General features: G+C 64.6%; 19 protein-coding genes and 2 riboswitches. Of the genes, 9 read left to right on the top strand and 10 right to left on the bottom strand.

What is annotated here, in order from left to right:
- Positions 1-32: 32 nt before the first annotated feature.
- A riboswitch (cobalamin riboswitch) is annotated at positions 33-265 on the bottom strand.
- Positions 266-527: 262 nt separating this feature from the next.
- The 5 genes from DFR52_RS23235 to aztA form a co-directional block, all read right to left on the bottom strand.
- Positions 528-815: a hypothetical protein gene (locus DFR52_RS23235; RefSeq protein ID WP_110034474.1), complete on the bottom strand. Its 288-nt coding sequence runs from the start codon at positions 813-815 to the stop codon at positions 528-530.
- Positions 812-1,882, bottom strand: a complete 1,071-nt coding sequence (locus tag DFR52_RS23230) for a CobW family GTP-binding protein (protein ID WP_245415464.1) — start codon at positions 1,880-1,882, stop codon at positions 812-814. The genes DFR52_RS23235 and DFR52_RS23230 overlap by 4 nt, the downstream gene beginning before the upstream one ends.
- A 128-nt stretch (positions 1,883-2,010) precedes the next feature.
- On the bottom strand, positions 2,011-3,006 hold the full coding sequence (gene aztC, locus DFR52_RS23225; protein WP_110034473.1) for a zinc ABC transporter substrate-binding protein AztC: 996 nt from the start codon (positions 3,004-3,006) through the stop codon (positions 2,011-2,013).
- 18 nt (positions 3,007-3,024) lie between these two features.
- Entirely contained in the window at positions 3,025-3,891 is an 867-nt protein-coding gene (gene aztB, locus DFR52_RS23220) for a zinc ABC transporter permease AztB (protein ID WP_110034472.1), read from the bottom strand.
- Positions 3,884-4,690 (bottom strand): zinc ABC transporter ATP-binding protein AztA, encoded by an 807-nt coding sequence (gene aztA, locus DFR52_RS23215; RefSeq protein WP_110034471.1) that lies wholly within the window; start codon positions 4,688-4,690, stop codon positions 3,884-3,886. The genes aztB and aztA overlap by 8 nt, the downstream gene beginning before the upstream one ends.
- A 119-nt stretch (positions 4,691-4,809) precedes the next feature.
- Between aztA and DFR52_RS23210 the strand changes: the two genes are divergently transcribed.
- From DFR52_RS23210 to DFR52_RS23180, 7 genes are all read left to right on the top strand, one after another.
- Positions 4,810-5,799: a CobW family GTP-binding protein gene (locus DFR52_RS23210; protein ID WP_110034470.1), complete on the top strand. Its 990-nt coding sequence runs from the start codon at positions 4,810-4,812 to the stop codon at positions 5,797-5,799.
- Positions 5,800-5,845: 46 nt separating this feature from the next.
- On the top strand, positions 5,846-7,084 hold the full coding sequence (gene aztD / locus DFR52_RS23205; RefSeq protein WP_110034469.1) for a zinc metallochaperone AztD: 1,239 nt from the start codon (positions 5,846-5,848) through the stop codon (positions 7,082-7,084).
- A 189-nt stretch (positions 7,085-7,273) separates the two neighbouring features.
- A complete protein-coding gene (locus DFR52_RS23200) occupies positions 7,274-8,476 on the top strand; it encodes a GTP-binding protein (RefSeq protein WP_110034468.1) in 1,203 nt (400 codons plus the stop codon).
- Between the two features lie 80 nt (positions 8,477-8,556).
- Positions 8,557-8,767, top strand: a riboswitch (cobalamin riboswitch).
- A gap of 98 nt (positions 8,768-8,865) precedes the next feature.
- Positions 8,866-9,222: a DUF1636 family protein gene (locus DFR52_RS23195; RefSeq protein WP_110034467.1), complete on the top strand. Its 357-nt coding sequence runs from the start codon at positions 8,866-8,868 to the stop codon at positions 9,220-9,222.
- Positions 9,219-10,019 (top strand): ABC transporter ATP-binding protein, encoded by an 801-nt coding sequence (locus DFR52_RS23190; protein WP_110034466.1) that lies wholly within the window; start codon positions 9,219-9,221, stop codon positions 10,017-10,019. The genes DFR52_RS23195 and DFR52_RS23190 overlap by 4 nt, the downstream gene beginning before the upstream one ends.
- On the top strand, positions 10,016-10,963 hold the full coding sequence (locus tag DFR52_RS23185) for an ABC transporter substrate-binding protein (protein WP_110034465.1): 948 nt from the start codon (positions 10,016-10,018) through the stop codon (positions 10,961-10,963). Before DFR52_RS23190 ends, DFR52_RS23185 begins: the two co-directional genes overlap by 4 nt.
- Positions 10,964-10,965: 2 nt before the next feature.
- On the top strand, positions 10,966-11,976 hold the full coding sequence (locus tag DFR52_RS23180; RefSeq protein ID WP_110034464.1) for a FecCD family ABC transporter permease: 1,011 nt from the start codon (positions 10,966-10,968) through the stop codon (positions 11,974-11,976).
- A 112-nt stretch (positions 11,977-12,088) separates the two neighbouring features.
- Here the strand turns inward: DFR52_RS23180 and DFR52_RS23175 are convergent, their stop codons facing one another.
- The 5 genes from DFR52_RS23175 to DFR52_RS23160 form a co-directional block, all read right to left on the bottom strand.
- On the bottom strand, positions 12,089-13,801 hold the full coding sequence (locus DFR52_RS23175) for an ABC transporter ATP-binding protein (protein ID WP_110034463.1): 1,713 nt from the start codon (positions 13,799-13,801) through the stop codon (positions 12,089-12,091).
- A gap of 41 nt (positions 13,802-13,842) precedes the next feature.
- Positions 13,843-13,974, bottom strand: a complete 132-nt coding sequence (locus DFR52_RS25025; RefSeq protein WP_280954203.1) for a hypothetical protein — start codon at positions 13,972-13,974, stop codon at positions 13,843-13,845.
- 179 nt (positions 13,975-14,153) lie between these two features.
- Complete coding sequence (locus DFR52_RS23170; RefSeq protein WP_110034462.1) at positions 14,154-16,319, bottom strand: TonB-dependent siderophore receptor; 2,166 nt, start codon at positions 16,317-16,319, stop codon at positions 14,154-14,156.
- Between the two features lie 190 nt (positions 16,320-16,509).
- Positions 16,510-17,394 (bottom strand): helix-turn-helix domain-containing protein, encoded by an 885-nt coding sequence (locus DFR52_RS23165; protein ID WP_110034461.1) that lies wholly within the window; start codon positions 17,392-17,394, stop codon positions 16,510-16,512.
- A gap of 258 nt (positions 17,395-17,652) precedes the next feature.
- Positions 17,653-18,477 (bottom strand): IclR family transcriptional regulator, encoded by an 825-nt coding sequence (locus DFR52_RS23160; protein WP_110034460.1) that lies wholly within the window; start codon positions 18,475-18,477, stop codon positions 17,653-17,655.
- Between the two features lie 139 nt (positions 18,478-18,616).
- Between DFR52_RS23160 and DFR52_RS23155 the strand changes: the two genes are divergently transcribed.
- Both DFR52_RS23155 and DFR52_RS23150 read left to right on the top strand, forming a co-directional pair.
- Positions 18,617-19,549, top strand: a complete 933-nt coding sequence (locus DFR52_RS23155) for a polysaccharide deacetylase family protein (RefSeq protein WP_110034459.1) — start codon at positions 18,617-18,619, stop codon at positions 19,547-19,549.
- 24 nt (positions 19,550-19,573) lie between these two features.
- On the top strand, positions 19,574-21,070 hold the full coding sequence (locus DFR52_RS23150; RefSeq protein WP_110034458.1) for an ABC transporter substrate-binding protein: 1,497 nt from the start codon (positions 19,574-19,576) through the stop codon (positions 21,068-21,070).
- The last annotated feature ends 18 nt before the right edge of the window (positions 21,071-21,088 follow it).

The following is a 21,088-nucleotide window of genomic DNA, read 5'->3' as shown; positions in this document are numbered from 1 at the left end:
TGCTCCTGTTCCAGGCATCCCCGCCTGTGACTGTGGATCGATGGGTGACGGCAGGTCTCCTGGCTCACGAATATCTGCTGTCCATCTGCCTTCCCGCACCAGCTGGTGCAGTGGCATGACGCATTCGCGCCACGAGGATGGACGGCAATCCGCTTACAGTTGCGGGGGCAGCCACGGTTTTGGCCCCATTCGGGTCATCCGCACCGTGTTCCCTATTATTCCCCTCCACTTCTTGGGTAGGGGAACCGTCACGGCCAGTTAGAGCAGAAGCCCGCGGCCAGTCAAGGCCGGACTTCTGCCAGTCAAGACCGGTCAAGGCCAGTCCTGGAGAGGATCCTGCGGTGTTCACAGGCGGCATTGTCATGGGCGCCTCCGAGTCGACACCGGTGATTTCCCACGGGCCCGCGACATTGAGGCTCTCGGCGTGGACGGCGCTGGCCTGGATGGAACCGCCGAGCGCCAGTGTGAGGAAAACGCTTTCATGATACGCCTTGCAATCTCCCGTCTGATGAATGGGTGTGGAAGTCTCAGTTCGCTCCGTCTGTGCAACCGTGGAAGGCTGGGACGATGTCGTCCTGCGTGACTTCGAGCATGGACTTGTGGATCGACGCCTGCCTTGTCTCGCCCTGGTGCATCACCAGGATGACCGTTTCCTTCGGTGGACAGCCCGGCAGATGGCAGGAAAGTTCATTCACCGACACCACAGCCTCCTCGGCAAGGCCGAGCGCGGCACGGGTCCAGTCCTTGATGGCGCGGGCCCTGCCCGCAACGCCGTGCGCACCGCGCGCCAGCGGATTGACGAAGGCGCCGATCATGCCGGTCTCCGCGGCGGTCTCGCCGGACGCGGCACAAGCACCGCGAAGAGGTCGCGGATCGGCTTTTCGGGCATGTCCCGTCCGATCAGGACGACGCGGCTGCGCCGGTCGCCATCGGGCCAGGCGTCAAGGCGCTGAAGCGGGTAGAGCCGGTTCTGCACCGCGTGGGCTGCCAGCGGCCGCTCCGGATCGTCCGCAAGGCAGAACAGGCCCTTCAGTCGCAGAAGACCTGATCCGATGGTGCTGGTGACGATACGGAGAAAAGTCTCGGCAGCCTCCGGCCGGAGCGGCACGTCATGGGCGAGGCTGAAGGCCCCGATCCCGTCGCCGTGCCGGCTGGGGTCGTGGGCATGGTCGCCATGACGGACCAGTGCTTCCATGGCGAGCCAGCCCGGCACGTCCTCGGCCTTTCCGGCTGTCGAATAGCTTCCGGCGCCCACCAGGGCATGGAGGTCGAATCCCGCCTTGTGGCTGTCGTGAAACCGGGCCGCCGGGTTGAGCGGCGCAAGCTCCGCCGCCCAGTCATGCGGGCCGTCGGCCATGTCGGTCTTGGTCAGCACCACATGATCGGCGAAGGCCAACTGCTTCCAGCCTTCGAGGAAGCTGTCGAGGCTGGCCCGACCGTTGATGACATCGAAGGCGGTGATGACGCCGGCGAGGCGGAAATGGCGCGCCACGACCTGGTCGCGCAGGCTTGTGACCGGCGCGCCGCCGGCAATGAGGCTGTTGATGACCGGCGCCGGATCGGCGAGACCGGTGGTCTCGATCACCACGCGGGAAATGGCCGGTTTCCCGGCATCGATGCCCGCCTCATGCAGATCATGGAGCGATTGCCGAATATCGCTGGTCGCCGTGCAGCAGATGCAGCCGGTCGTCGTCCGGAGGACTGTCTCGGCGCCTGTGCTGACCAGGCCATGATCGATGGCGACCGTGCCGAACTCGTTGACGATCACCGCCGTGCCCGCCATGCGCGGATCGGCGAGCAATGCGTTGAGCAGCGTCGTCTTTCCCGAACCGAGAAAGCCGGTCAGGAGGGTGACCGGGACGGAGCCGTGGACGTCGTCCATCTCTGGCTCCGGCGCCTCGGGCATCCGGGCTCGCCGCTTGAACAATCTGCCGATCATGTCGCAATCACTCTCGTTTGGTGGGCCGTGGAACGGTCCCGCCCGGACGGTGTCGGGCGGGCGCCGCCGGATCAGCTGCCGAGAACGGCTTTCGTGATCGTGGTCACATTGTAGCGGACCATGTCGATATAGGTGGCCGCCGGGCCGCCCTCGCCGGAGAGCGCGTCGGAATAGAGCGTGCCGCCGACGGTCAGGCCGGCTTCCCGGGCGATCTGCTCGGCAAGGCGCGGATTGGTGATGTTCTCGACGAAAATGGCCGAGGCCTTGTCCTCCTTCGCCTGATCGATCAGTCTCGCCACGTCCGCCGCGGAGGCTTCCGCTTCCGTCGAGACGCCCTCCGGCGCGATGAACTTCAGTCCGTAGGCATGCTCGAAATAGCCGAAGGCATCATGGGAGGTGATGATGGTGCGCCTGCCTTCCGGAATGGAGGCGACAGCCGCCTTCACCTCGTTCTCCAGCTCATCGAGCTTGGCCAGATAGGCCTCTGAGTTGGCCGTGTAGGTTGCGCAGCCCGCCGGTTCCGCATCGCAGAATGCGGCGGCGATGTTCTTCACATAGATCTCCGCGTTCTCAATCGACTGCCAGGCATGCGGATCGAATTCGCCGTGATGGTGGCCTTCATGACCGTGGTCGTCGCCGGCCTCGGCCTTTTCCCCCGCGTCTTCATCATGCGCGGCCTCCTTGTGGGCCTCACTCTGGTGCCCATGCTCCTCCTCGGCTGTCTTCAGAGGCTCGACGCCCTTGCTGACTTCGACGATCGCAGCCTTGGTGCCGCTGGTCTCGATCAGGCGCGACATGAAGCCTTCGAACTCGAGGCCGTTGACGAGAACGACCTGGGCCGCTTCGAGCGCGGCCGCATCGGCCGGCCGCGGGTCATAGACATGGGCGTCGCCGTCGACGGGCACGAGGGTGGAGATCTCCACGCGGTCCCCTCCCACATTGCTGGCGAGATCGGCGATGATGGAAAAGCTTGCGACGACCTTGAGTTCCGCCGCGGACACGCTGGAAGCGGAGGCGGCGAGGGCGACAAGACTTGCACAGGTTGCGAAACGTAGTGTCCTGAACATGGGAATCTCCTTTGGTGATCAGGCGGCCTTGTGACGGCGCGAGGGAAGCGCACTGGCCAGCACGCCCCTTCGGCCGAACAGAGCGGAAAACATGTAGGCGACGCCGGCGACCATGATGATCGCCGGGCCGGACGGCATGGAGGCGTGATAGGACAGCAGCAGGCCGCTCAGCGACGAGGCGACGGCGATCGCAATGGCGATCAGGCACAGCGCCCGGACATCGTTGGACCAGAAGCGGGAGGCAGCGGCCGGCAGCATCATCAGCCCGACCGAAAGCAGCGTGCCCAGCGCCTGGAAGCCGCCGACCAGGTTGAGGACGACGAGCACCAGGAACAGGAAGTGCGCCGGTCCGCCGATGCGGCTGACGGAGCGCAAAAACAGCGGATCGAGGCATTCCGCCACCAGCGCGCGCCAGAACAGGCCCAGGGCGATGAAGGTCGCGACGGCGATGCCGAGAATGACGCCCAGGGCTTCGTTGTTGAGGGCGAGCACCGAGCCGAACAGGACATGCATCAGGTCGACGCTTGAGCCGCGCCAGGAGACCAGCAGCACGCCGACGGCAAGCGAGATGAGATAGAAGGCGGCCATGGAGGCATCCTCCTTCTGCACGGTAAAGCGCGACACCAAGCCGGACCCGAGTGCCACGAGCAGTCCGACGACCAGTCCGCCGATTGTCATCGGCAGGATCTCGAGACCGAACAGCAGAAAGCCGAGCGCCGCCCCGGGAAGGATGGCATGCGACATCGCATCGCCGGTCAGGCTCATGCGACGCAGCATCAGGAACACGCCCACCGGCGCGCAGCTCACCGACAGGACGACGGATCCGAACAGCGCCCGCTGCATGAAGCCATATTCAAGGAAGGGGGAGACCAGCCACTCAACCATGGGCGGCTGCTTTCCGGACTGAAGCATCCGGACCCGCGCCATCGCCATGCAGGTGGCGCTGCAAGCCCCGCGGCTCTTCGCACCAGCCCGCCGTGTCGTCCCAGGCCTCCTGAAAGCTGCGCGCACGCGAAAGATTGTCCGACGTCATCACCTCTTCCGTGCGACCCCAGGCCACCTGCTTTCGGGCCATCAGCAGCGCCTGCGGGAAATGCGCGCGCGCCAGCGCATGGTCATGCAGCACGCAGAAGACCGTGCGGCCTTCCCCGGCCCATTGCGCGACCACGGCCAGGAGATCGCGCATGGTCTCATCGTCCACCGCATTGAAGGGCTCATCGAGCAGGATCAGATCCGCGTCCTGCAGCATGGTGCGGGCGAACAGCGCCCGCTGCATCTGCCCGCCGGAGAGACTGTCAAGCGGCCGCGCTTCAAAACCCGAAAGCCCCACGGCATCGAGACAGCCGGAAAGCCTGCCCTTGTCGTCCCGGGTGACGCGGCCGAACAGCCCCCTTTGCTGCCAGAAGCCCAGCGACACCAGATCGACCACGCGGGCCGGAAAGCTGCGATCGAGTTCGGACAGCTGCGGGAGATAGGCAAGCCGCCTGGCCGAGGAAACGCAGCCGCCGCCGAGCGGTTTGAGAATGCCGGCGATCCCTTTCATCAAGGTCGACTTTCCCGACCCGTTCGCGCCCAGAACCGCGGTCAGAGAACCGCGCTCCACCGCCCCGTTGAGGTGATGGACCGCGGCGTGGCCGTCGTAGCCGAGCGTCAGATTTCTGAATTCGAGACAGGTGTCGTTCATTGCGTCCTCGGGGATTGACAGGGACTGCATATGTAATGTTATTACGTTCGTCAAACGAAATGTTACGTAATAACATAATCAATCCCAACCCGGCGGGCTCGCCAATGGAGGAACCCATCATGTCCAAACAAAGCAATCCGACACCCGTGACGGTGCTGACAGGCTACCTAGGCGCAGGCAAGACAACGCTCCTCAACCGCATCCTGACCGAGCCGCACGGCAGGAGATATGCCGTCATCGTCAACGAATTCGGCGAAGTCGGCATCGACAACGACCTGATCGTCGAATCCGACGAGGACGTGTTCGAAATGAACAACGGCTGCATCTGCTGCACGGTGCGCGGCGATCTGATCCGCATCATCGAGGGGCTGATGCGCCGCCCCCATCGCTTCGACGGCATCCTGATCGAGACCACCGGGCTTGCCGACCCGGCGCCCGTGGCCCAGACCTTTTTCGTTGACGCGGACGTCAGGTCGAAAACCCGGCTGGATTCGATCATCACCGTGGTCGACGCCATGCATCTTCTCGGCGAAATCGACAGGGCGCATGAAGCGCAGGAGCAGCTTGCCTTTGCGGACACGATCATCCTCAACAAGATCGATCTGGTCAGTGGCGAGGAGATCGCCGCGGTGGAGCAGCGCATCCGGCGGATCAATCCCACCGCCAGCATCCTGAGATCCCAGCGTTGCGACATCGACATCGCCAGCCTGCTGGACCGCAAGGCATTCGATCTCGACCGCATCCTAGAGGTTGAGCCCGGCTTTCTCGAGGAGGAACACGATCACGAGCATGATGACCACGTCACCAGCTTTTCGCTGGTCGAACGCGGGCCCATGGACCCCGGCAAGTTCCTCGACTGGTTGCAAATGACGGTCCAGGCGTTCGGCATGGACATGCTGCGGATGAAGGGGATCATCGCCTTTTCCGACGACGACGACCGGTTCGTAGTCCAGGCCGTGCACATGCTGCTGGAAGGCGACCACCAGCGACCATGGAAAGAGGGTGAGGACCGCGTCACGCGCATGGTCTTCATCGGACGCGATCTGCCCAGGGACATCATCAGTGACGGCTTTCTGAAATGCCGCGCCATTCGGCAGGCGGCCGAGTGATCAGCCCAACTCCACAAGACAGACAGTTCGTCAAGAAGGATTTCCAATGACTTCGTCGCAGACACCCAACCGCATCACCGCGGCCGCCGCCGCCATGGTGCTTCTTTTCGCTCCCGGCGCGATGGCTGACAACGATCGCGACACGAAGCAGGCCTGGCGCCTCTTCATCGCCGATCATGCGCAGCCGCTCGTTCGTGCCATCGACTTTGTCGACGGCACCGAACTCGCGCGCTACGATGTCAAGGGCCATGCGGCCCTGACCGCCAGCGCGTCGGGTCGCACCGTGTTCGCCACCCAGTCCGAGCATGACATCGTCCATGTCATCAGGACCGGGATCGACTTTTCGGATCATGGCGACCATCGCGACCTTGGCGTCTCGGACGTCGGGCTGCTGCCGCTCACCTTCGAAGGCAAGCGTCCCTTTCACGTCGTGCCGCACGATGACCATGTCATTCTCTTCTATGACCGTGGCGGCAAGGCCGACCTCATCGACGAGGCGTCGCTTCTCGAGGGCAGGGCCGTCGTGAAGACGATCAACACCACAATGCCCCATCACGGCGTGGCCGTGACGATGGGTCGTCATGTCCTGGTATCGGTGCCCGACACGGCGATCGAGACCAAGCCGGACGAACTGCCGCCCCGTGTCGGCCTTCGGGTTGTCGATGAAACCGGCCGACAGATAGGCGAGGTATCGACCTGCACAGACCTGCACGGCGAGGCCACTTCGGCGCGTCTGGTTGCTTTCGGCTGCAAGGAAGGGATCCTCGTCGCGCGGCCGGGCGGCATCGACGGACCCGAACTGGAGATGCTTGCCTACCCCGCGGAATTCCCGAAGGGCGACACCGGCACGCTTCTTGGCGGCAAGGCAATGCAGTTCTTTCTCGGCAACTACGGCGAAGACAGGGTCGTCCTTGTCGACGCGGATGCCGACGTGCCCTTCCGCCTGATCGAGCTTCCGACCCGCCGCGTCGACTTTCTCCTCGATCCGGCAACACCCCGCAATGCCTACATCCTGACCGAAGACGGCAACCTGCATGTCCTTGATGTCATCAAGGGCGCCATCGTGCGCAGCGCCAGGGTCACCGAACCCTACAGCAAGGATGGCCACTGGCGCGATCCGCGCCCGCGCCTCGCCGTCGCCGACGGGCAGGTCGCGATCACCGATCCGCGCCATTCCCTGGTCCGGATCATCGACGCCGATACCCTTGAGGAGACACGCACCATTTCGGTCGAAGGCCAGCCCTTCTCGATCGTCGCCGTCGGCGGCTCCGGCGCCGTGCACTGACGCGATGACATCCTGCTCCGGAATTGCCGCCGCGGTTCCGGAGCAGGGCGAACACCCCCCGGCGGTGGCGCAGTTCATCGGCATCCGGGGGCCTGCGCCAACTGCGATTGAGCACGACCTATCGCGCGCGCCCCGCCCATGGTCGCCTTGACCCCGACACCCCAACTGTTCACGAACAGGACCACGCGCATGAAGAAGCTCCCCGTCACCGTCCTTTCCGGCTTCCTCGGCGCCGGCAAGACGACACTGCTCAATCACATTCTCGCCAACCGCGAAGGCCTGCGGGTGGCGCTCATCGTCAACGACATGAGCGAGATCAACATCGATGCCGCGCTGGTGCGCGACGGCGATGCCAACCTGTCGCGGACAGAGGAGCAGCTCGTCGAGATGACCAATGGCTGCATCTGCTGCACCCTGCGCGACGATCTCCTGAAGGAAGTCCGGGCCCTGGCCGAGCAGGACCGCTTCGATTACCTGCTCATCGAATCCACCGGCATCGCCGAACCGCTGCCCGTGGCGGCAACCTTCGACTTCCGCGACGAGAGCGGCCGCAGCCTGGCCGACGTGTCCAGGCTCGACACGATGGTCACGGTCGTCGATGCCGCCAATCTCCTGAAGGATTACAGCTCGGCCGATTTCCTCTCGGACCGCGGTGAAACAGCGGGCGACGGCGACACCCGCACCCTTGTCGATCTCCTCGTCGAACAGATCGAGTTCGCCGACGTCGTCGTCCTCAACAAGGTGGGCACCGCCACGCCCGGTGAGCGCGATGCCGCCCGCAAGATCATCTTCGGTCTCAACCCGGACGCAAGGCTCATCGAGACCGACTTCGGCAAGGTCGACTTGAAGGAGGTTCTGGGCACCGGCCGATTCGATTTCGCAAGGGCCGAGACGCATCCGCTCTGGTTCAAGGAACTGCACGGCTTCAGGGACCACGTCCCGGAAACCGAGGACTACGGCATTCGCTCCTTCGTCTATCGCGCCAGGAAGCCGTTTGACCCGATGCGCTTTCAGGCCTTCGTCGACAGCTCCTGGCCTGGCGTGATTCGGGCCAAGGGCTTTTTCTGGCTGGCGACGCGGCCGCATCATGTGGGCGAGATCAGTCAGGCGGGCGCGTTGGTGAGAACCGGCAAGACCGGACTCTGGTGGGCTTCCATGCCGCCCGCACAATGGCCGCAGGACCAGGGATTTCTCGACATGATGCGACCGTATCTTGATCCCGTCTGGGGCGACCGCCGCCAGGAGATCGTCTTCATCGGTGCCGATCCGATGGACGAGGTCAGGATCCGCGCCGATCTCGACGCCTGCCTGATCGACAGTCCAGTCTTCACCCCCGAACTCTGGCGCGATCTGCCAGATCCCTTCGCAAGCTGGGACCGCAAGGCGGCATGACCCGGGCCTTTGCAACAGGGGATGGAATGAACCGAAATGTCGGACCGGGCGCGTCGCTGCTTGACAGACGAGCCGCACGCCTCCTAATTGCGGGTGACGGTTCCCGAGGCCAAGCCGGAGGGATTAATAGGGAACACGGTGAGGACGACCCGAATGGGGCCGAAACCGTGGCTGCCCCCGCAACTGTAAGCGGTGAGGTTCTGCCATCCATGCCACTGGTCGAAAGACCGGGAAGGCCGGCAGCACCTTCGACCCGCGAGCCAGGAGACCTGCCGTCACCAGATGCAGCAACCGGACGGGGTGTTTCGGGAAGCGTTGAGAAGCGTTCCCGCGGCCTGTCCCCTGCGCCAGCTCTCATCCTTCTCCAGCTCCGCCTGCCGAGGGGTGACATGACCGAATCAAGTTTTGCCATCGCGATCTGCAGCCGCTGCGGATCAGGCACCCGTCCGGGCGCCGAACTCGCCGCCCGCCTTGCGTCACCCGGCGCCGGCAAGGGATTCCGCGTCGAGAGCGTCGCCTGCTTCGCCGGATGCGAGCGGCCGCTTGCCGTCGCCTTCACCGCGCCGGGCAAGGCCTCCTTCCTGTTCGGCGACATCGATCCGATCGAGGATGTCCCGGCATTGCTGTCGTTCGCCGAACTGTACCGCGGGCTGGATGACGGCTGGTGCCGGGAAAGCGAAAGGCCCGCGGGACTTCGCGGCAAGACCCTGGCGCGGATTCCCTTCATCGCCGGGCTCGGCCAATGACCGTCCCCCTTCTGTCCGCAAGTGCCCTGGGGTTTTCCACCGCGGCCGGCGAGCCGATCCTCCAGGACATTTCGCTCGACATTTCCGTCGGCGACCGGCTGGCGATCATCGGGCCGAACGGCGCAGGCAAGACGACCCTGCTGCGGCTCCTGAGCGGCATGGCCCTGCCCGGCGCCGGCTCGGTCAGCCTGCTGGGCCGGCCGATCGCCGCCATGCCTCCCTCCGAGCGGGCGCGCATCGTCGCCGTTGTCGGCCAGTCCGACCAGCCTGATCGCCGCATCGAGGTGCGCGATTATGTCGAACTGGGCCGCATCCCGCATGCCGGCCGACTCTCCCGCAGCGCCCATGCCGCACTCGTTTCGGAAGCGCTGGAGCGCACCGGGCTTGTCGCCCTGGCAAACCGCGAGATGGGGTCGCTGTCGGGCGGCGAGCGCCAGCGCGCCCAGATCGCCCGGGCGCTCGCCCAGGAGCCCCGCATCCTGTTTCTCGACGAGCCGACCAATCACCTCGATCCGCGCGCCCGAGGCACGCTCCTGGAACTGGTGGCCGAACTGGACCTGACGGTGATTGCGGTGCTGCATGACCTGCACCTCGTGCCGCGTTTCGCCACCCAGGTCGCGGTGCTGCAGCATGGCGGCCTCGTCGCCTACGGGCCGGCACCCGAAGCTCTCTCGCGCGCCACCGTCCGATCCGTCTTCGGCATCGACCTGCTGCGGCTTCCCCATCCCCACGAGGACCGCGAGATCACCGTTTTTGACATTCCACTCACCACTGACATCGGAGCCAATCACCCATGAAGACCAGGATCCTTGCCTTGTTCCTTTCGCTCGGAGCCACCTCCGCCCTTGCTTTCCCGGTGACGGTCGACAATTGCGGCACGCCGCTGACCTTCGACAGCGCTCCGACGAGAGCGGTGGTCCAGGACATCAACATGTCGAAAATGGCGTTCGCGCTCGGGCTGCAGCCGTCGATGGTCGGCGTCACCGGCATCAGCGGCTGGTACAAGCTGGATGACGAATTCAAGCGTCTGCAGGGCTCCATCCCGGAACTTGCGCCGAAATACCCGACCATGGAGAACCTGCTGGCGGCCAATCCCGATTTCTTCTTCGCCGGCTGGTACTACGGCATGAAGCCCGGCGGCGACGTGACTCCCGACACGCTCGCCCCCCACGGCATCAAGACACTCGTGCTGACCGAAAGCTGCGTGCATCTCGACAAGGCCCGGCCGGCCGCTTCCATGGAGCTGCTGTTCGGCGACATCGACAAGCTCGGCAGGATCTTCGGCAGGGAAGCTGAAGCAGCAAAGCTGATCGAGGGCTGGAAGGCCGAACTCGCAAGCATTGAGGAGAAAGTGGGCAAGGACACGGGCAGCCGGGTGTTTCTCTTCGATTCGGGTGAGGACAAGCCCTTCACCGCCGGCAAGTTCGCCATTCCCACCGCCATGATCGCAGCCGCCGGCGGCCACAACATCATGGCCGACATGGAGACGAGCTGGGGGACGACCGACTGGGAGACGGTGGCGACGCGCAACCCGGAATTCCTGGTGCTTCTCGATTACCAGGACGACACCGGCTACCTGAAGCTCCTGAACTTTCTCAAGTCCCATCCGGCGATGAAGGAAACCGACGCGGTCAAGAACGAGCGCTTCGTGGCGCTGCGCTACGAGGAACTGACCCCCGGTCCGGACAATGTCGCGGCCATCGGCAAGATCGCCAGGGCCCTGCACCCGGAAGCCTTCTGAGCGTGGACCGCCGCTTTGCTCTCGGAGTCACGGCGGCCATTGCCGCCGTGACGGTTCTGGCCTGTGCCTCTGTCGCCTATGGCCCGACCGTCATTCCCCTCTCGCAGGTCGTGCAATCCATCGCCCGGGCGGTCGGCTGGATTGAGGACGGGGTGATCACCCCCGTCGACCGGATCGTCGTGGACCTCAGGCTGCCCCGCGCCATCCTGGCGATCGCCGTCGGGGCGGGCCTCGGCGTCATCGGCCTGCTGCTGCAGACGGTGACGCGCAATGACCTTGCCGATCCCTTCCTGTTCGGCCTCTCGGCGGGCGCGGCGGCCGGAGCCGTCGCCGTCATCACCCGCATCGGCGATCGCCTCGGAGTGCTCACACTGCCGATTGCCGCCTTCGCCGGCGGCATGTGCGCAACCGCGGTGGTCCTGGTCCTGATCCGCCGCGCGCAGGGCTACGGGCCCGAGCGCCTCGTGCTTGCGGGGCTTGCGGTCTCCTTTCTGTTCACCGCGCTGACCAATTACCTGGTCTTTTCCGGCGACCAGAGGGCGGCCCATTCGGTGCTGTTCTGGACGATGGGCGGGCTTGGCCTTGCCACCTGGCAGAACATCGCCATCGGCATTGTCGGCGCGGTATTCGTCATCGGCTATGCCCTGCTGCGTCACCGCCGGCTCGATGCGCTGCTCGGCGGTGAACAGACGGCCGAAAGCCTCGGCATCTCCGTCGCACGCCTTCGCAACATGACCTTCCTCGTCGCCAGCTTCTCCACCGCGCTGCTGGTCTCCATCACCGGCGTGATCGGCTTTATCGGCCTGATGATTCCGCACATGGCCCGCGCCTTCGCCGGACCGCTGCACGCCCGCCTGACGGTGGCCTGCGCACTCCTCGGCGCAGCCCTGCTGCTCGGCAGCGATCTGCTGGCCCGCACGCTGCTGCCGCCTCAGGAACTGCCTGTCGGCGTGGTGACGAGTTCCATCGGCGCGTTCTTCGTCGTCGCGACGCTCCTGCGCCGGACGCGGTAGGACGGCTCCGGACAGCGGCCCGGCAGGCGGGGCGGCTCCCTGCGCCGGACAAAGCTGTCCGTGACGGCAGTGCCGTCGCCACAGCATCTCCAGACGAAGTCAGTCCTTCATCCTAGACCTGGTTGAGCCGCCGGTAGGCGCCGTTCCGGCTCATCAGCTCCTCATGCCGGCCATCCTCGACGATGCGGCCGTTGTTGAGCACGATGATGCGGTCGGCCTTGGCGATGGTGGCGAGCCGGTGGGCGATGACCAGCGTGGTGCGCCCCTTCGACAATTCCGCGAGCGACAGCTGGATCGCCTTCTCGGTCTCGGTGTCGAGCGCCGAGGTGGCCTCATCAAGGATCAGGATCGGCGGGTTCTTGAGAAAGATGCGGGCGATTGCCAGCCGCTGCTTCTGTCCGCCCGAAAGCTTGGCGCCGCGCTCGCCGACGATGGTGTCGATGCCGTCGGGCAGCGCGGCAATGACATCCTCCAGCCGCGCCCGCCGCGCCGCCTCGACGATCTCGGCCTCCGAGGCACCGATGCGGCCATAGGCGATGTTCTCGCGCACCGAGCCCGAAAACAGGAACACGTCCTGGCTGACGATGCCGATCTGGCCGCGCAAGGAGTTCAGCGTCATGGCGCGGATGTCGGTGCCGTCGATGCGGATCGAGCCGCCGGTGACATCATAGAAGCGCGGCAGCATGGCGCAGAGAGTGGTCTTGCCCGCGCCCGAGGGACCGACAAAGGCCACCGTCTCGCCCGGCTCGATCGACAGGTCGAGATCTTCGAGAATCGACTGCCCCGCCCTGTAGCCGAAGCGCACATGGTCGTAGCGGATGGCGCCGCGGAGATCGCCGCAGGGTCGGGCGTCGGGGCCGTCGGCGATGTCGGGATGGGTGTCGAGGAACTCGACATAGCGGCGAAAGCCGGCGATGCCCTTGGGATAGCTCTCGATCACCGAGTTGATCTTGTCGACCGGCCGGAAGAAGACATTGACCAGCAGCAGGAAACCGACGAAGCCGCCGGCACTGAGCTCCTCCTGCATGACGAAATAGCTGCCGGCGACCAGCACCACCATCTGCACGAAGCGCATCGAGAGGTAGCTCAGCGTCGTCGAGGCCGCCATGATGCGGTAGGCGTCGAGCTTGGTGGAGCGGTAGCGCTGGTTGTCCAGGTCGAACAGCCCGCGCTCGTGATCCTCGTTTCCGAAGGCCTGGACGACGCGGATGCCGCCGACATTTTCCTCTATGCGCGCGTTGAAATCGCCGACCCGGCCGTAAAGGGCGTGCCAGTTGCGGGTCATGCGGCCGCCATAGCGGGTGGTCAGCCACGCCGTCAGCGGCAGCACCAGCACGGTGATCAGCGCCAGTTCGGTGTTGACCGACAGCATCAGCAGGAGCGCACCGATCAGGGTCATGATGGCGATGAACAGATCTTCCGGCCCATGGTGGGCGACTTCGCCGATCTCCTCGAGGTCCTTGGTCAGCCGGCCGACCAGGTGGCCGGTCTTCTGGTTGTCGAAGTAGCCGAAGGACAGCTTCTGCAGGTGATCGAAGGCCTTGCGGCGCATCTCGGTCTCGATGTTGATGCCGAGCATGTGGCCCCAATAGGTGACCACCGCCATCAGCCCGCCATTGACCAGATAGATCAGCATCAGCCCGGCCGACGCCATGGCCACCACGCCCCACTGGCCGGTCGGCAGCAGCACGTCGATGAACAGCTTGACCGCGATGGGAAAGCCGAGCTCCAGCAGGCCCGACGTGACCGCCGAGCCGAAGTCGAGAAGGAACAGCCGTCGGTGCGGCCGATAATAGGCAAAGAATCGGGAGACAAGCGCGCGCATCAGGTAGCTTTCATCAGGTTTGCCTGCAACGGCAGCCGGGATCAGTGCAGGCCCGGCTCGTTGGTGGTCAAGCGGCGCCAGCAGGTTGCAATCACGTGATTCTTGCCGCCGAAGCCGCGGTCCTCGCGCCGCTTCTGCCGGATCGCGGCGGCCTCGTCCCGCTCGCCGGCCATCCGGATGCCGCGGTCGTCGGGCGCGTCACGTGCGGATGACCGCTTCGAGACAGCCCGTCATACCAGCCCTCCGACTGTTGCGCGATGGCCACGCGATTGTCTGCCGCTGCAAAAAGCGGGGAGCGGCTCGCGCCGCTCCCGTTGCCCTGGTTGACTATAAGATGATTACAGGTGTCAAGTTACCATTTCTTCGACAGCTTCAGCGTGACGGTGCGGCTTTCGCCATAGCCGCATGTCAGCAGTCCCTGGCAGCCCTTGACGTAGACGGTGTCGAAGACATTGGCGACGTTGAGCGCGGCGGTCCAGTCGTTCTTTTCGAAGCGAATGGCGGCATCGACCAGCGTGGCCGACGGCACCTTGGCGGTGTTGTCGACGTCGGCCCAGGATTCGCCCTGATGGCGGATGCCCGCGCCGAGGCTGAGCCCCTCGAGATTGCCCTGGGTCACCGAATAGTCGAGCCACAGCGAGGCCTGCAGTCCGGGGATCAGCACCGGCGACTTGCCGATGAGGCTGGCGTTGGTGTCCCGGGTCACTTCCATGTCAGTGTAGGAGGCAGCAGCGAGGATCTTCCAGTTGCTCGTCAGATTGGCCTTGGCTTCCAGTTCCAGCCCCGTGGAACGGACCTCGCCGAGCTGCTCCTGGCTGGAAGGCGGCCCTGCGACCGTGACGACGACATTCTGCTTGGTGATCTGGAACGCGGATGCCGTGACCATCCCGTCGAAGCCCGACGGCTCATATTTCACCCCGGCCTCGAACTGGTGGCCGGTCTCGGGGACGAAGGCGGTGGTGGCGCTGACGCCGATGATCGGATTGAAGAAGGTGGCGGCGCTCAGATAGGGGGTCACGCCATTGTCGAATTCATAGGCCAGGCCGGCGCGGCCGCTCAGGGCTGAATCGTTGGACGTGTAGCTGACCCCAAGGCCCGGTTGCGAGTCTGATTCCGTGTCGACATAGTCATAGCGGCCGTTCAGCGTCGCCAGCCAGCCGCCGCCGAAGCGGATCTGGTCCTGGACATAGGCGCCGATCTGCTGCTGGGTCAGCGTCTGGTCGAGATAGACGAAATTGGCACCCTGCGGCTCGCCATAGACCGGGTCAGTGACACTGATCGGGGTGGCGCCGCAGCAGGCCTGGACATGGTCGAGGCGGTAGTACCTGTAGTCGATGCCGGCAAGAAGCGTGTGGCTGGTGGCGCCGAGATCGAACCCGGTCTCGGCGCGGTTGTCGACGGCAATGCTGTCGACGTCGCTTGTCGCATCGAAACCGATGCGGTTGAATTCCGTTTGCGTGTCGTCCGTGTAGCCGTAGGTGTAAGGCCCGGACTCGGTCTTGTGCAGCGTGCCGTAGCGGGCGGACTGGCTGAACTTGATGCCGTTGTCGAATTCATGCTCGAACTCGTAGCCGACCATCTTCTGGGTCACCTTGCCGCTGTCGATGTCGGGCTCGCCGTAGAAGGCGTCCCGGTCGATGCGGCCGAAACTGGCGTCGACGACAGTGCCTTCATAGGGAAAGAAGCCGTTGCCGACGTGAACCTGGTCGAGTCCCGAGAAATAGCCGTAGACGGTCAGGCTGGTGGCGGCGTCGGGCGAGTAGGTGACCTGCGGCATGACGAAGCCGCGCAGGTCCTCGGAGAAATCGCTATAGTTGTCGCCGCCGCTGACCTTGCCGGTGAGCCGGTAGGTCAGCGTGCCCTCCTCGTTGAGCCTGCCTGAGGCATCGAATCCGGTGAACGCGTTGAAATCGCTGTTGACGCCGATCTCGGTGTAGAAATAGGGCTCTCCGGAGGGCCGCTTGCGCACCATGTTGACGATGCCGCCTGGATTGGCGCCGCCATAGAGAACCGAAGCCGGGCCTTTCAGCACCTCGATGCGTTCGAGCGCCAGCGGATCGATCTGGAAGCCCCCGAAGCCGTAGCTGAAAAGGTTGAGACCATCGAGGAACACGCCGGTCTGGGTGGCGTCGAAGCCGCGGATGTAGAACCAGTCCGTGTCCGGATCGGTGCCGAAGGGCTCGGCCGTGACCCCGGGCGTGTAACGCAGCGCCTCATCGACCTTGTTGACCACGCCGCGGTCGGAGAGTTCCTCGCCGCCGACGACGGAGACCGATTGCGGCACCAGCTTGAGCGGCGTTGCCGCCTTGGAACCGGTGGCGGTGGCCTTGGCGACGTAGCCCTCGACCGGCCCGGCGCCGTCCTGCTCCGCCGCCACGCCACCCTCGACGGCAATGCGGTCAAGCCGGGTGACGCCGGCGTCCTGCGCCGCGGCCCACATGGGCAAGGCAAGCGTGGCGATTGCGACGCCGGCCATCAGCATCGCCCTCATCCGCGGTTGTGTGGTGGTTTGCTGCATTGATCTGTCTTCCCCGGCCCAAGGGTGCGAACCGCCGCAAGGCGGCCCGAACCGTGTGTCTGACTTAGAAGATGAGTATCTATGTCAAGTTTATAGCTTCGGCTTGTCGCGATCCCCGGAAATTGAACATTCTTGGCGATTCTTCGTCTTTCGGGCGTTTTTGGTAGCGCCGCCAAGACAGCGCCTTGCTTCAGTCGGTGCGCGACTTCTTCCAGTTTGCCGGCGTGGTGCCGACGGTCTTGCGGAAGACGCGGGTGAAATGCGCCTGATCGGAAAATCCGGTCTCGGCGGCGATCCCGGTCAGCGGCAGATCCGCCTTCATCAGCATCGTCTTGGCGCGTTCGATACGAGCCTGCATCTGCCATTGATGCGGGGCCATGCCGGTCGAGGCCTTGAAGGCGTGGCTGAAATGGGATGGCGACAGGCCGGCGAGCGCGGCGAGCTCACCGAGCCGGATGTTGCGCAGGCAATGCTCCTCGATGTGGCCGGTGGCGCGGCGCAACTGCCAGCCGGCAAGCCCGCCGCGGCGCCGCGGCGGCGGCGGCGCCAGTTGCATCAGGTCGATGAACAGGGCCACCGCCAGTCCGTCGCCATAGAGGTCATGGAGCGGCTGCGGATTGGCGCATTCGGCGGCGATCAGATGCGCCAGGCCGAGAAGCCGCGGATCGGAAAACATGAGCCGCGGCGTGGAAAGCCGGCGTGCATCGAGATCCTGCTGCAGGCGGGCGCCGAGATGATCGACATTGAAATGAACGTCGAGATGGCGGGCGAACTCGATGTCGAGCGCCTCGGCCCACAGCTCCATCTCGGCCGGAACATAGGAAATCGCCTGCCGGCTGTAGTCCTGCACCGTGCCGATGTCTTTGGGAGATATGCGGATGTTGCAGTTTCGGCCGCCGCGCGCCTCGAGCATGACGAAAAGGCGCGGGTCGGCCGAGATATAGCGACCACCGGCGGACGGGGCGCAATCCACGCTCCAGACATCGGCGACGATGCCGTTCCAGCTTCGCCGATGAAGATCGCCGATCACCGAAAACCCCCTGATGTCGTTGTTCATTCGCGGCTGGAATGTCATTGCGGCAGCTGCCATGGAGCGTGGCTCCCGGGAGACGATCCCGAAAGATTAAACTGGTGTCTATTTATCATGTTTTATTAGCGCAGCAGTCCCGACATTGCAAATCGATCGGTGCGGCGCCGCGGCGGGGGTGCAACCCCGACCGTTGCGGCCGCGCGGAACGGCGTTTTGCACACCCTGTGTCAGCATGCATGTCCTGGACCGAGACCGCTGCGCGCGTCCGTCGATATGCAGTGGCTCGGGTGTCCGATCGGAACATCAGCGCCGATCGGGTTCCCGGCGGGGCTCCTGCTCTCGGCCTGCCACAGGATCGCGCCGCGGATCCTCCGACAGACTGCCGAGCGACTGGCTGATCTGGTCGGCGGTGTCGCGAAGCATCAGCAACAGTTCCTCGCGGCGGGCAAGGTAACGACTGGTGAGCGTGCCCAGATTGACCGCAGCGACCGCCTCCCCGCCGGCGTCGAAAAGCGGTGCGGCGAGGCCGGTTGAGCCTGTGACGAACTCTTGGTCGTTGACGGCGTAGCCGTCGCGGCGGACCTTTATGAGCAGCCTGCGGATCTGATCACGGTTGGTCACGGTGAACCGCGTGTAGGACAGGAAGGTGGTGCGGGCCAGATATGCCTCGACCGCTTCCTCCGCGCCGTGGGCAAGCAGGACGCGCCCGATGGCCGTGCAGTAGGGCACGATGGCCGAGTCCATGTTGACATCGTAGCGCACTGGATGGTGGCTCACGCACTTGGCCAGCCGTCGGATGTCGCAATTGGCGTTCATGGTGGCCAGCAGCACGGTCTCGCCGCATCGGTCGCGCAGTTGCTGCATGAACGGCATCGCCAGCACCACCAGCGGCTCCTCGTTGCGCCGGAACGGAAACCCGCGGCGGCTTGCTTCCACGAGAATGTATTTGCCGGCACTGTTCTGGACCACGTGCCCGCGCGCCATCAGCGTCTGGAGCAGGCCATGGGTGCTGCTCTTGGGAAATCCCAGATCGCGCATCACCTGCGACAGCGAGACCCCGTCGCGCAGCGTCGTCATGTATTCAAGGATATCCAGGATTCGGCCGGCGCTCTTGACCTCGTGGTTCATATACGTGAACAAACTCCCCATTGTTGCCCGGTATTTATGCTCATACCATCCTGCCTAGATTGTAGCCAGACGTGAAGCGGTTTCCCGTTCCATTGCGGGTCTCTCCTTTGCCCATAGCGAATTGCGAGCACCGGCCCCGATGACAGATGCGTCTCCCGACAAACCGTGGCTCTGGCCCGAAAAGGCCTGGCGCAAAAGCATCGGCAAGGTGCGCGCCGGCCGGTCGCTCAAGCCCGGGATCTGGAAGAACGGGGCCCGCATGGCAGTGGCCCTTTCGTTTGACGCCGACCACGAAACCATAGAACTGCGCAACGGCGCGCGGTCCATCGGCCGCATGAGCCAGGGCGAATACGGCGCGCGCGCCGGAATGCCGCGCATCCTGTCCCTGCTCGACCGATACGCGGTGCCCGCATCGGTGTTCATGCCGGCGGTGGCCGCGATGATCCACCCCGAAGAGGTCAGGACCGTTGTCGGCGCCGGCCACGAGCTCGCCATCCACAGCTGGATTCACGAGTTCAATTCGACGCTCGACGAGGGTACAGAGCGCGACCTGGCGCTGCGAGCGGCCGATGCGTTGGAACGTGTGTCCGGCATCCGTCCCGTCGGCATGCGCACCGCATCCTGGGATTTCAGCCCCAGCACGCTGAAGATCGCGCGCGAGATGGGCCTGATCTATGATTCATCGCTGATGGCCGACGACGAGCCCTACGAACTGCTCGAGGACGACCAGCCGACGGGCATCGTGGAAATTCCGGTCGAATGGATCCGCGACGACGCACCCTATGTCAACATGGACCGCATGACCGGCGCCCGCCCCTATGGCGCGCCGACCATGCTGCTCGACATATTCCGGCGCGAACTGGAGCTCGCTTACGAGGAAGGCGGCCTGTTCCAGCTGACCATGCATCCGCACCACATCGGACACCGGTCGCGGATCTTCATCCTGGAGGAGATTATTCGCCTGGCGCAGTCGAAACAGGATGTCTGGTTCACGACGCATGCCGAACTGGCAGCCTACTGTGCGGCGGAAGCCGGACTCACGACACCGCAGACCCCTGACTTTCAATCGTAAAATCAAGAGAATGAGGGAACGAACATGACCGCTGTAAGAACCACGCTCACCGCACTGGCCTTCGCGCTGCTGGCCTCCACCGCCCTGGCGCAGTCGGCCAAGACCACGCTGACCATCGACCTGCCCAACGAGCCGGCAACACTCGATCCGCATCTGCAGTGGAACACCGACAGCTACTCGGTCTACCGCAACATCTTCGACAATCTGCTGACGCGCGACGTCTCCGGCGAGATCGTCGGCCAGATCGCCACCGAGTGGACCTATCTCGACGACACCACCATCGAGTTCAAGATCCGCGACGACGTGAGCTTCCAGGATGGCACCAAGCTCACCGCCGAGGACGTCGCCTACTCGATCCTGCGCATCATCGACCCGGCGCTGAAAAGCCCGCAGCTGTCGCAGTTCAACCAGATCGACACCGCGGTGGCGACCGACGCCACGACCGTCAAGATGACCACCAAGTCTCCCTACCCGGCGCTGCTGGCGCAGCTCGTCAAGCTGTCGATCGTTCCCAAGGCCTACATGGAAAAGGTCGGAGCCCAGGAATTCAACGTCAAGCCGATCGGCAGTGGCCCCTATGCGCTGGGCGAATGGCAGAAGGGCGTGCAGACCGAGCTCAAGGCCAATGACGGCTACTGGCGCGCCAAGCCGCCGTTCGAGACCGTCGTCTTCCGCGCCGTGCCGGATGTCTCCACCCGCATTGCCGACCTGAAGACCGGCAAGGCCGACCTGATCCGCGACCTCTCGCCTGACCAGACCGACAGCATCAAGGAGACCGAGAACACCAAGGTGCTCTCGGTTGCCACCGAACGAGTCGGATACATGTACATCAATGCCCAGGCCGGTCCGACGACCGACGTCCGCGTGCGCCAGGCCATCGCCTATGCCATCGACCGCAGCGCCCTCATCGAGGCGCTGCTGCAGGGCTACGGCGCCCAGGTCAACATCATCGGCGCGCCGCCGGTGTTCGGCTACACCGACGAGGTTGCCGGCTATGACTACGACCCCGACAAGGCGCGCGAACTGATCAAGGAAGCCGGCGCCGAGGGCGCCAAGCTCGAATTCCTGACCTCGCCCTCCTACAGCCGCGCCCTGGTCGAGGCCATCCAGCAGATGCTCAACGATGTCGGCTTCGATGTCTCGATTTCGGCCAGCGACCAGGCCACCTTCCTCAAGCGCCGCCAGGGTAATCCGGAAAATGCCGGCTCGCTGGCCTTCGGCGCCTGGTCGTGCGCCTGCCAGGACGCCGACGGCATCATCTTCCCGTTGTTCCGCAGCGGCAGCCAGTGGGCGAAATACGCCAATCCGGACTACGACGCGCTGGTGGATTCCGCCCGCTCGACGCTGGACAAGGACCAGCGCATGGCCGACTACAAGAAGGCCTATGAGATCCTGCGCGAAGACGTGCCCGGCCTCGGCCTCTACCAGGCGTTTGCGGTCTATGGCGCGAATGCGAAACTCAACTGGGAACCGACGGCCAACGAATCCATGTTCATCATGGACATGAGCTGGCAGCAGTAACCCCTGATCTGGAGAGGC

The organism is Hoeflea marina (genome assembly GCF_003182275.1).
Lineage (GTDB): Bacteria > Pseudomonadota > Alphaproteobacteria > Rhizobiales > Rhizobiaceae > Hoeflea > Hoeflea marina.
This window is presented reverse-complemented; position numbering and strand designations above follow the sequence as displayed.

Excerpts from the sequence above, each read along its gene's own strand:
- DFR52_RS23195 (WP_110034467.1), top strand. The coding sequence starts at position 8,866 with ATGACCGAATCAAGTTTTGCCATCGCGATCTGCAGCCGCTGCGGATCA.
- DFR52_RS23175 (WP_110034463.1), bottom strand. The coding sequence starts at position 13,801 with ATGCGCGCGCTTGTCTCCCGATTCTTTGCCTATTATCGGCCGCACCGA.
- DFR52_RS23200 (WP_110034468.1), top strand. The coding sequence starts at position 7,274 with ATGAAGAAGCTCCCCGTCACCGTCCTTTCCGGCTTCCTCGGCGCCGGC.
- DFR52_RS23170 (WP_110034462.1), bottom strand. The coding sequence starts at position 16,319 with ATGCAGCAAACCACCACACAACCGCGGATGAGGGCGATGCTGATGGCC.
- DFR52_RS23160 (WP_110034460.1), bottom strand. The coding sequence starts at position 18,477 with ATGAACCACGAGGTCAAGAGCGCCGGCCGAATCCTGGATATCCTTGAA.
- DFR52_RS23230 (WP_245415464.1), bottom strand. The coding sequence starts at position 1,882 with ATGGACGACGTCCACGGCTCCGTCCCGGTCACCCTCCTGACCGGCTTT.
- DFR52_RS23235 (WP_110034474.1), bottom strand. The coding sequence starts at position 815 with ATGATCGGCGCCTTCGTCAATCCGCTGGCGCGCGGTGCGCACGGCGTT.
- aztA (WP_110034471.1), bottom strand. The coding sequence starts at position 4,690 with ATGAACGACACCTGTCTCGAATTCAGAAATCTGACGCTCGGCTACGAC.
- DFR52_RS23185 (WP_110034465.1), top strand. The coding sequence starts at position 10,016 with ATGAAGACCAGGATCCTTGCCTTGTTCCTTTCGCTCGGAGCCACCTCC.
- aztB (WP_110034472.1), bottom strand. The coding sequence starts at position 3,891 with ATGGTTGAGTGGCTGGTCTCCCCCTTCCTTGAATATGGCTTCATGCAG.
- DFR52_RS23155 (WP_110034459.1), top strand. The coding sequence starts at position 18,617 with ATGACAGATGCGTCTCCCGACAAACCGTGGCTCTGGCCCGAAAAGGCC.
- DFR52_RS23165 (WP_110034461.1), bottom strand. The coding sequence starts at position 17,394 with ATGACATTCCAGCCGCGAATGAACAACGACATCAGGGGGTTTTCGGTG.
- DFR52_RS23210 (WP_110034470.1), top strand. The coding sequence starts at position 4,810 with ATGTCCAAACAAAGCAATCCGACACCCGTGACGGTGCTGACAGGCTAC.
- aztC (WP_110034473.1), bottom strand. The coding sequence starts at position 3,006 with ATGTTCAGGACACTACGTTTCGCAACCTGTGCAAGTCTTGTCGCCCTC.
- aztD (WP_110034469.1), top strand. The coding sequence starts at position 5,846 with ATGACTTCGTCGCAGACACCCAACCGCATCACCGCGGCCGCCGCCGCC.
- DFR52_RS25025 (WP_280954203.1), bottom strand. The coding sequence starts at position 13,974 with ATGGCCGGCGAGCGGGACGAGGCCGCCGCGATCCGGCAGAAGCGGCGC.
- DFR52_RS23150 (WP_110034458.1), top strand. The coding sequence starts at position 19,574 with ATGACCGCTGTAAGAACCACGCTCACCGCACTGGCCTTCGCGCTGCTG.
- DFR52_RS23190 (WP_110034466.1), top strand. The coding sequence starts at position 9,219 with ATGACCGTCCCCCTTCTGTCCGCAAGTGCCCTGGGGTTTTCCACCGCG.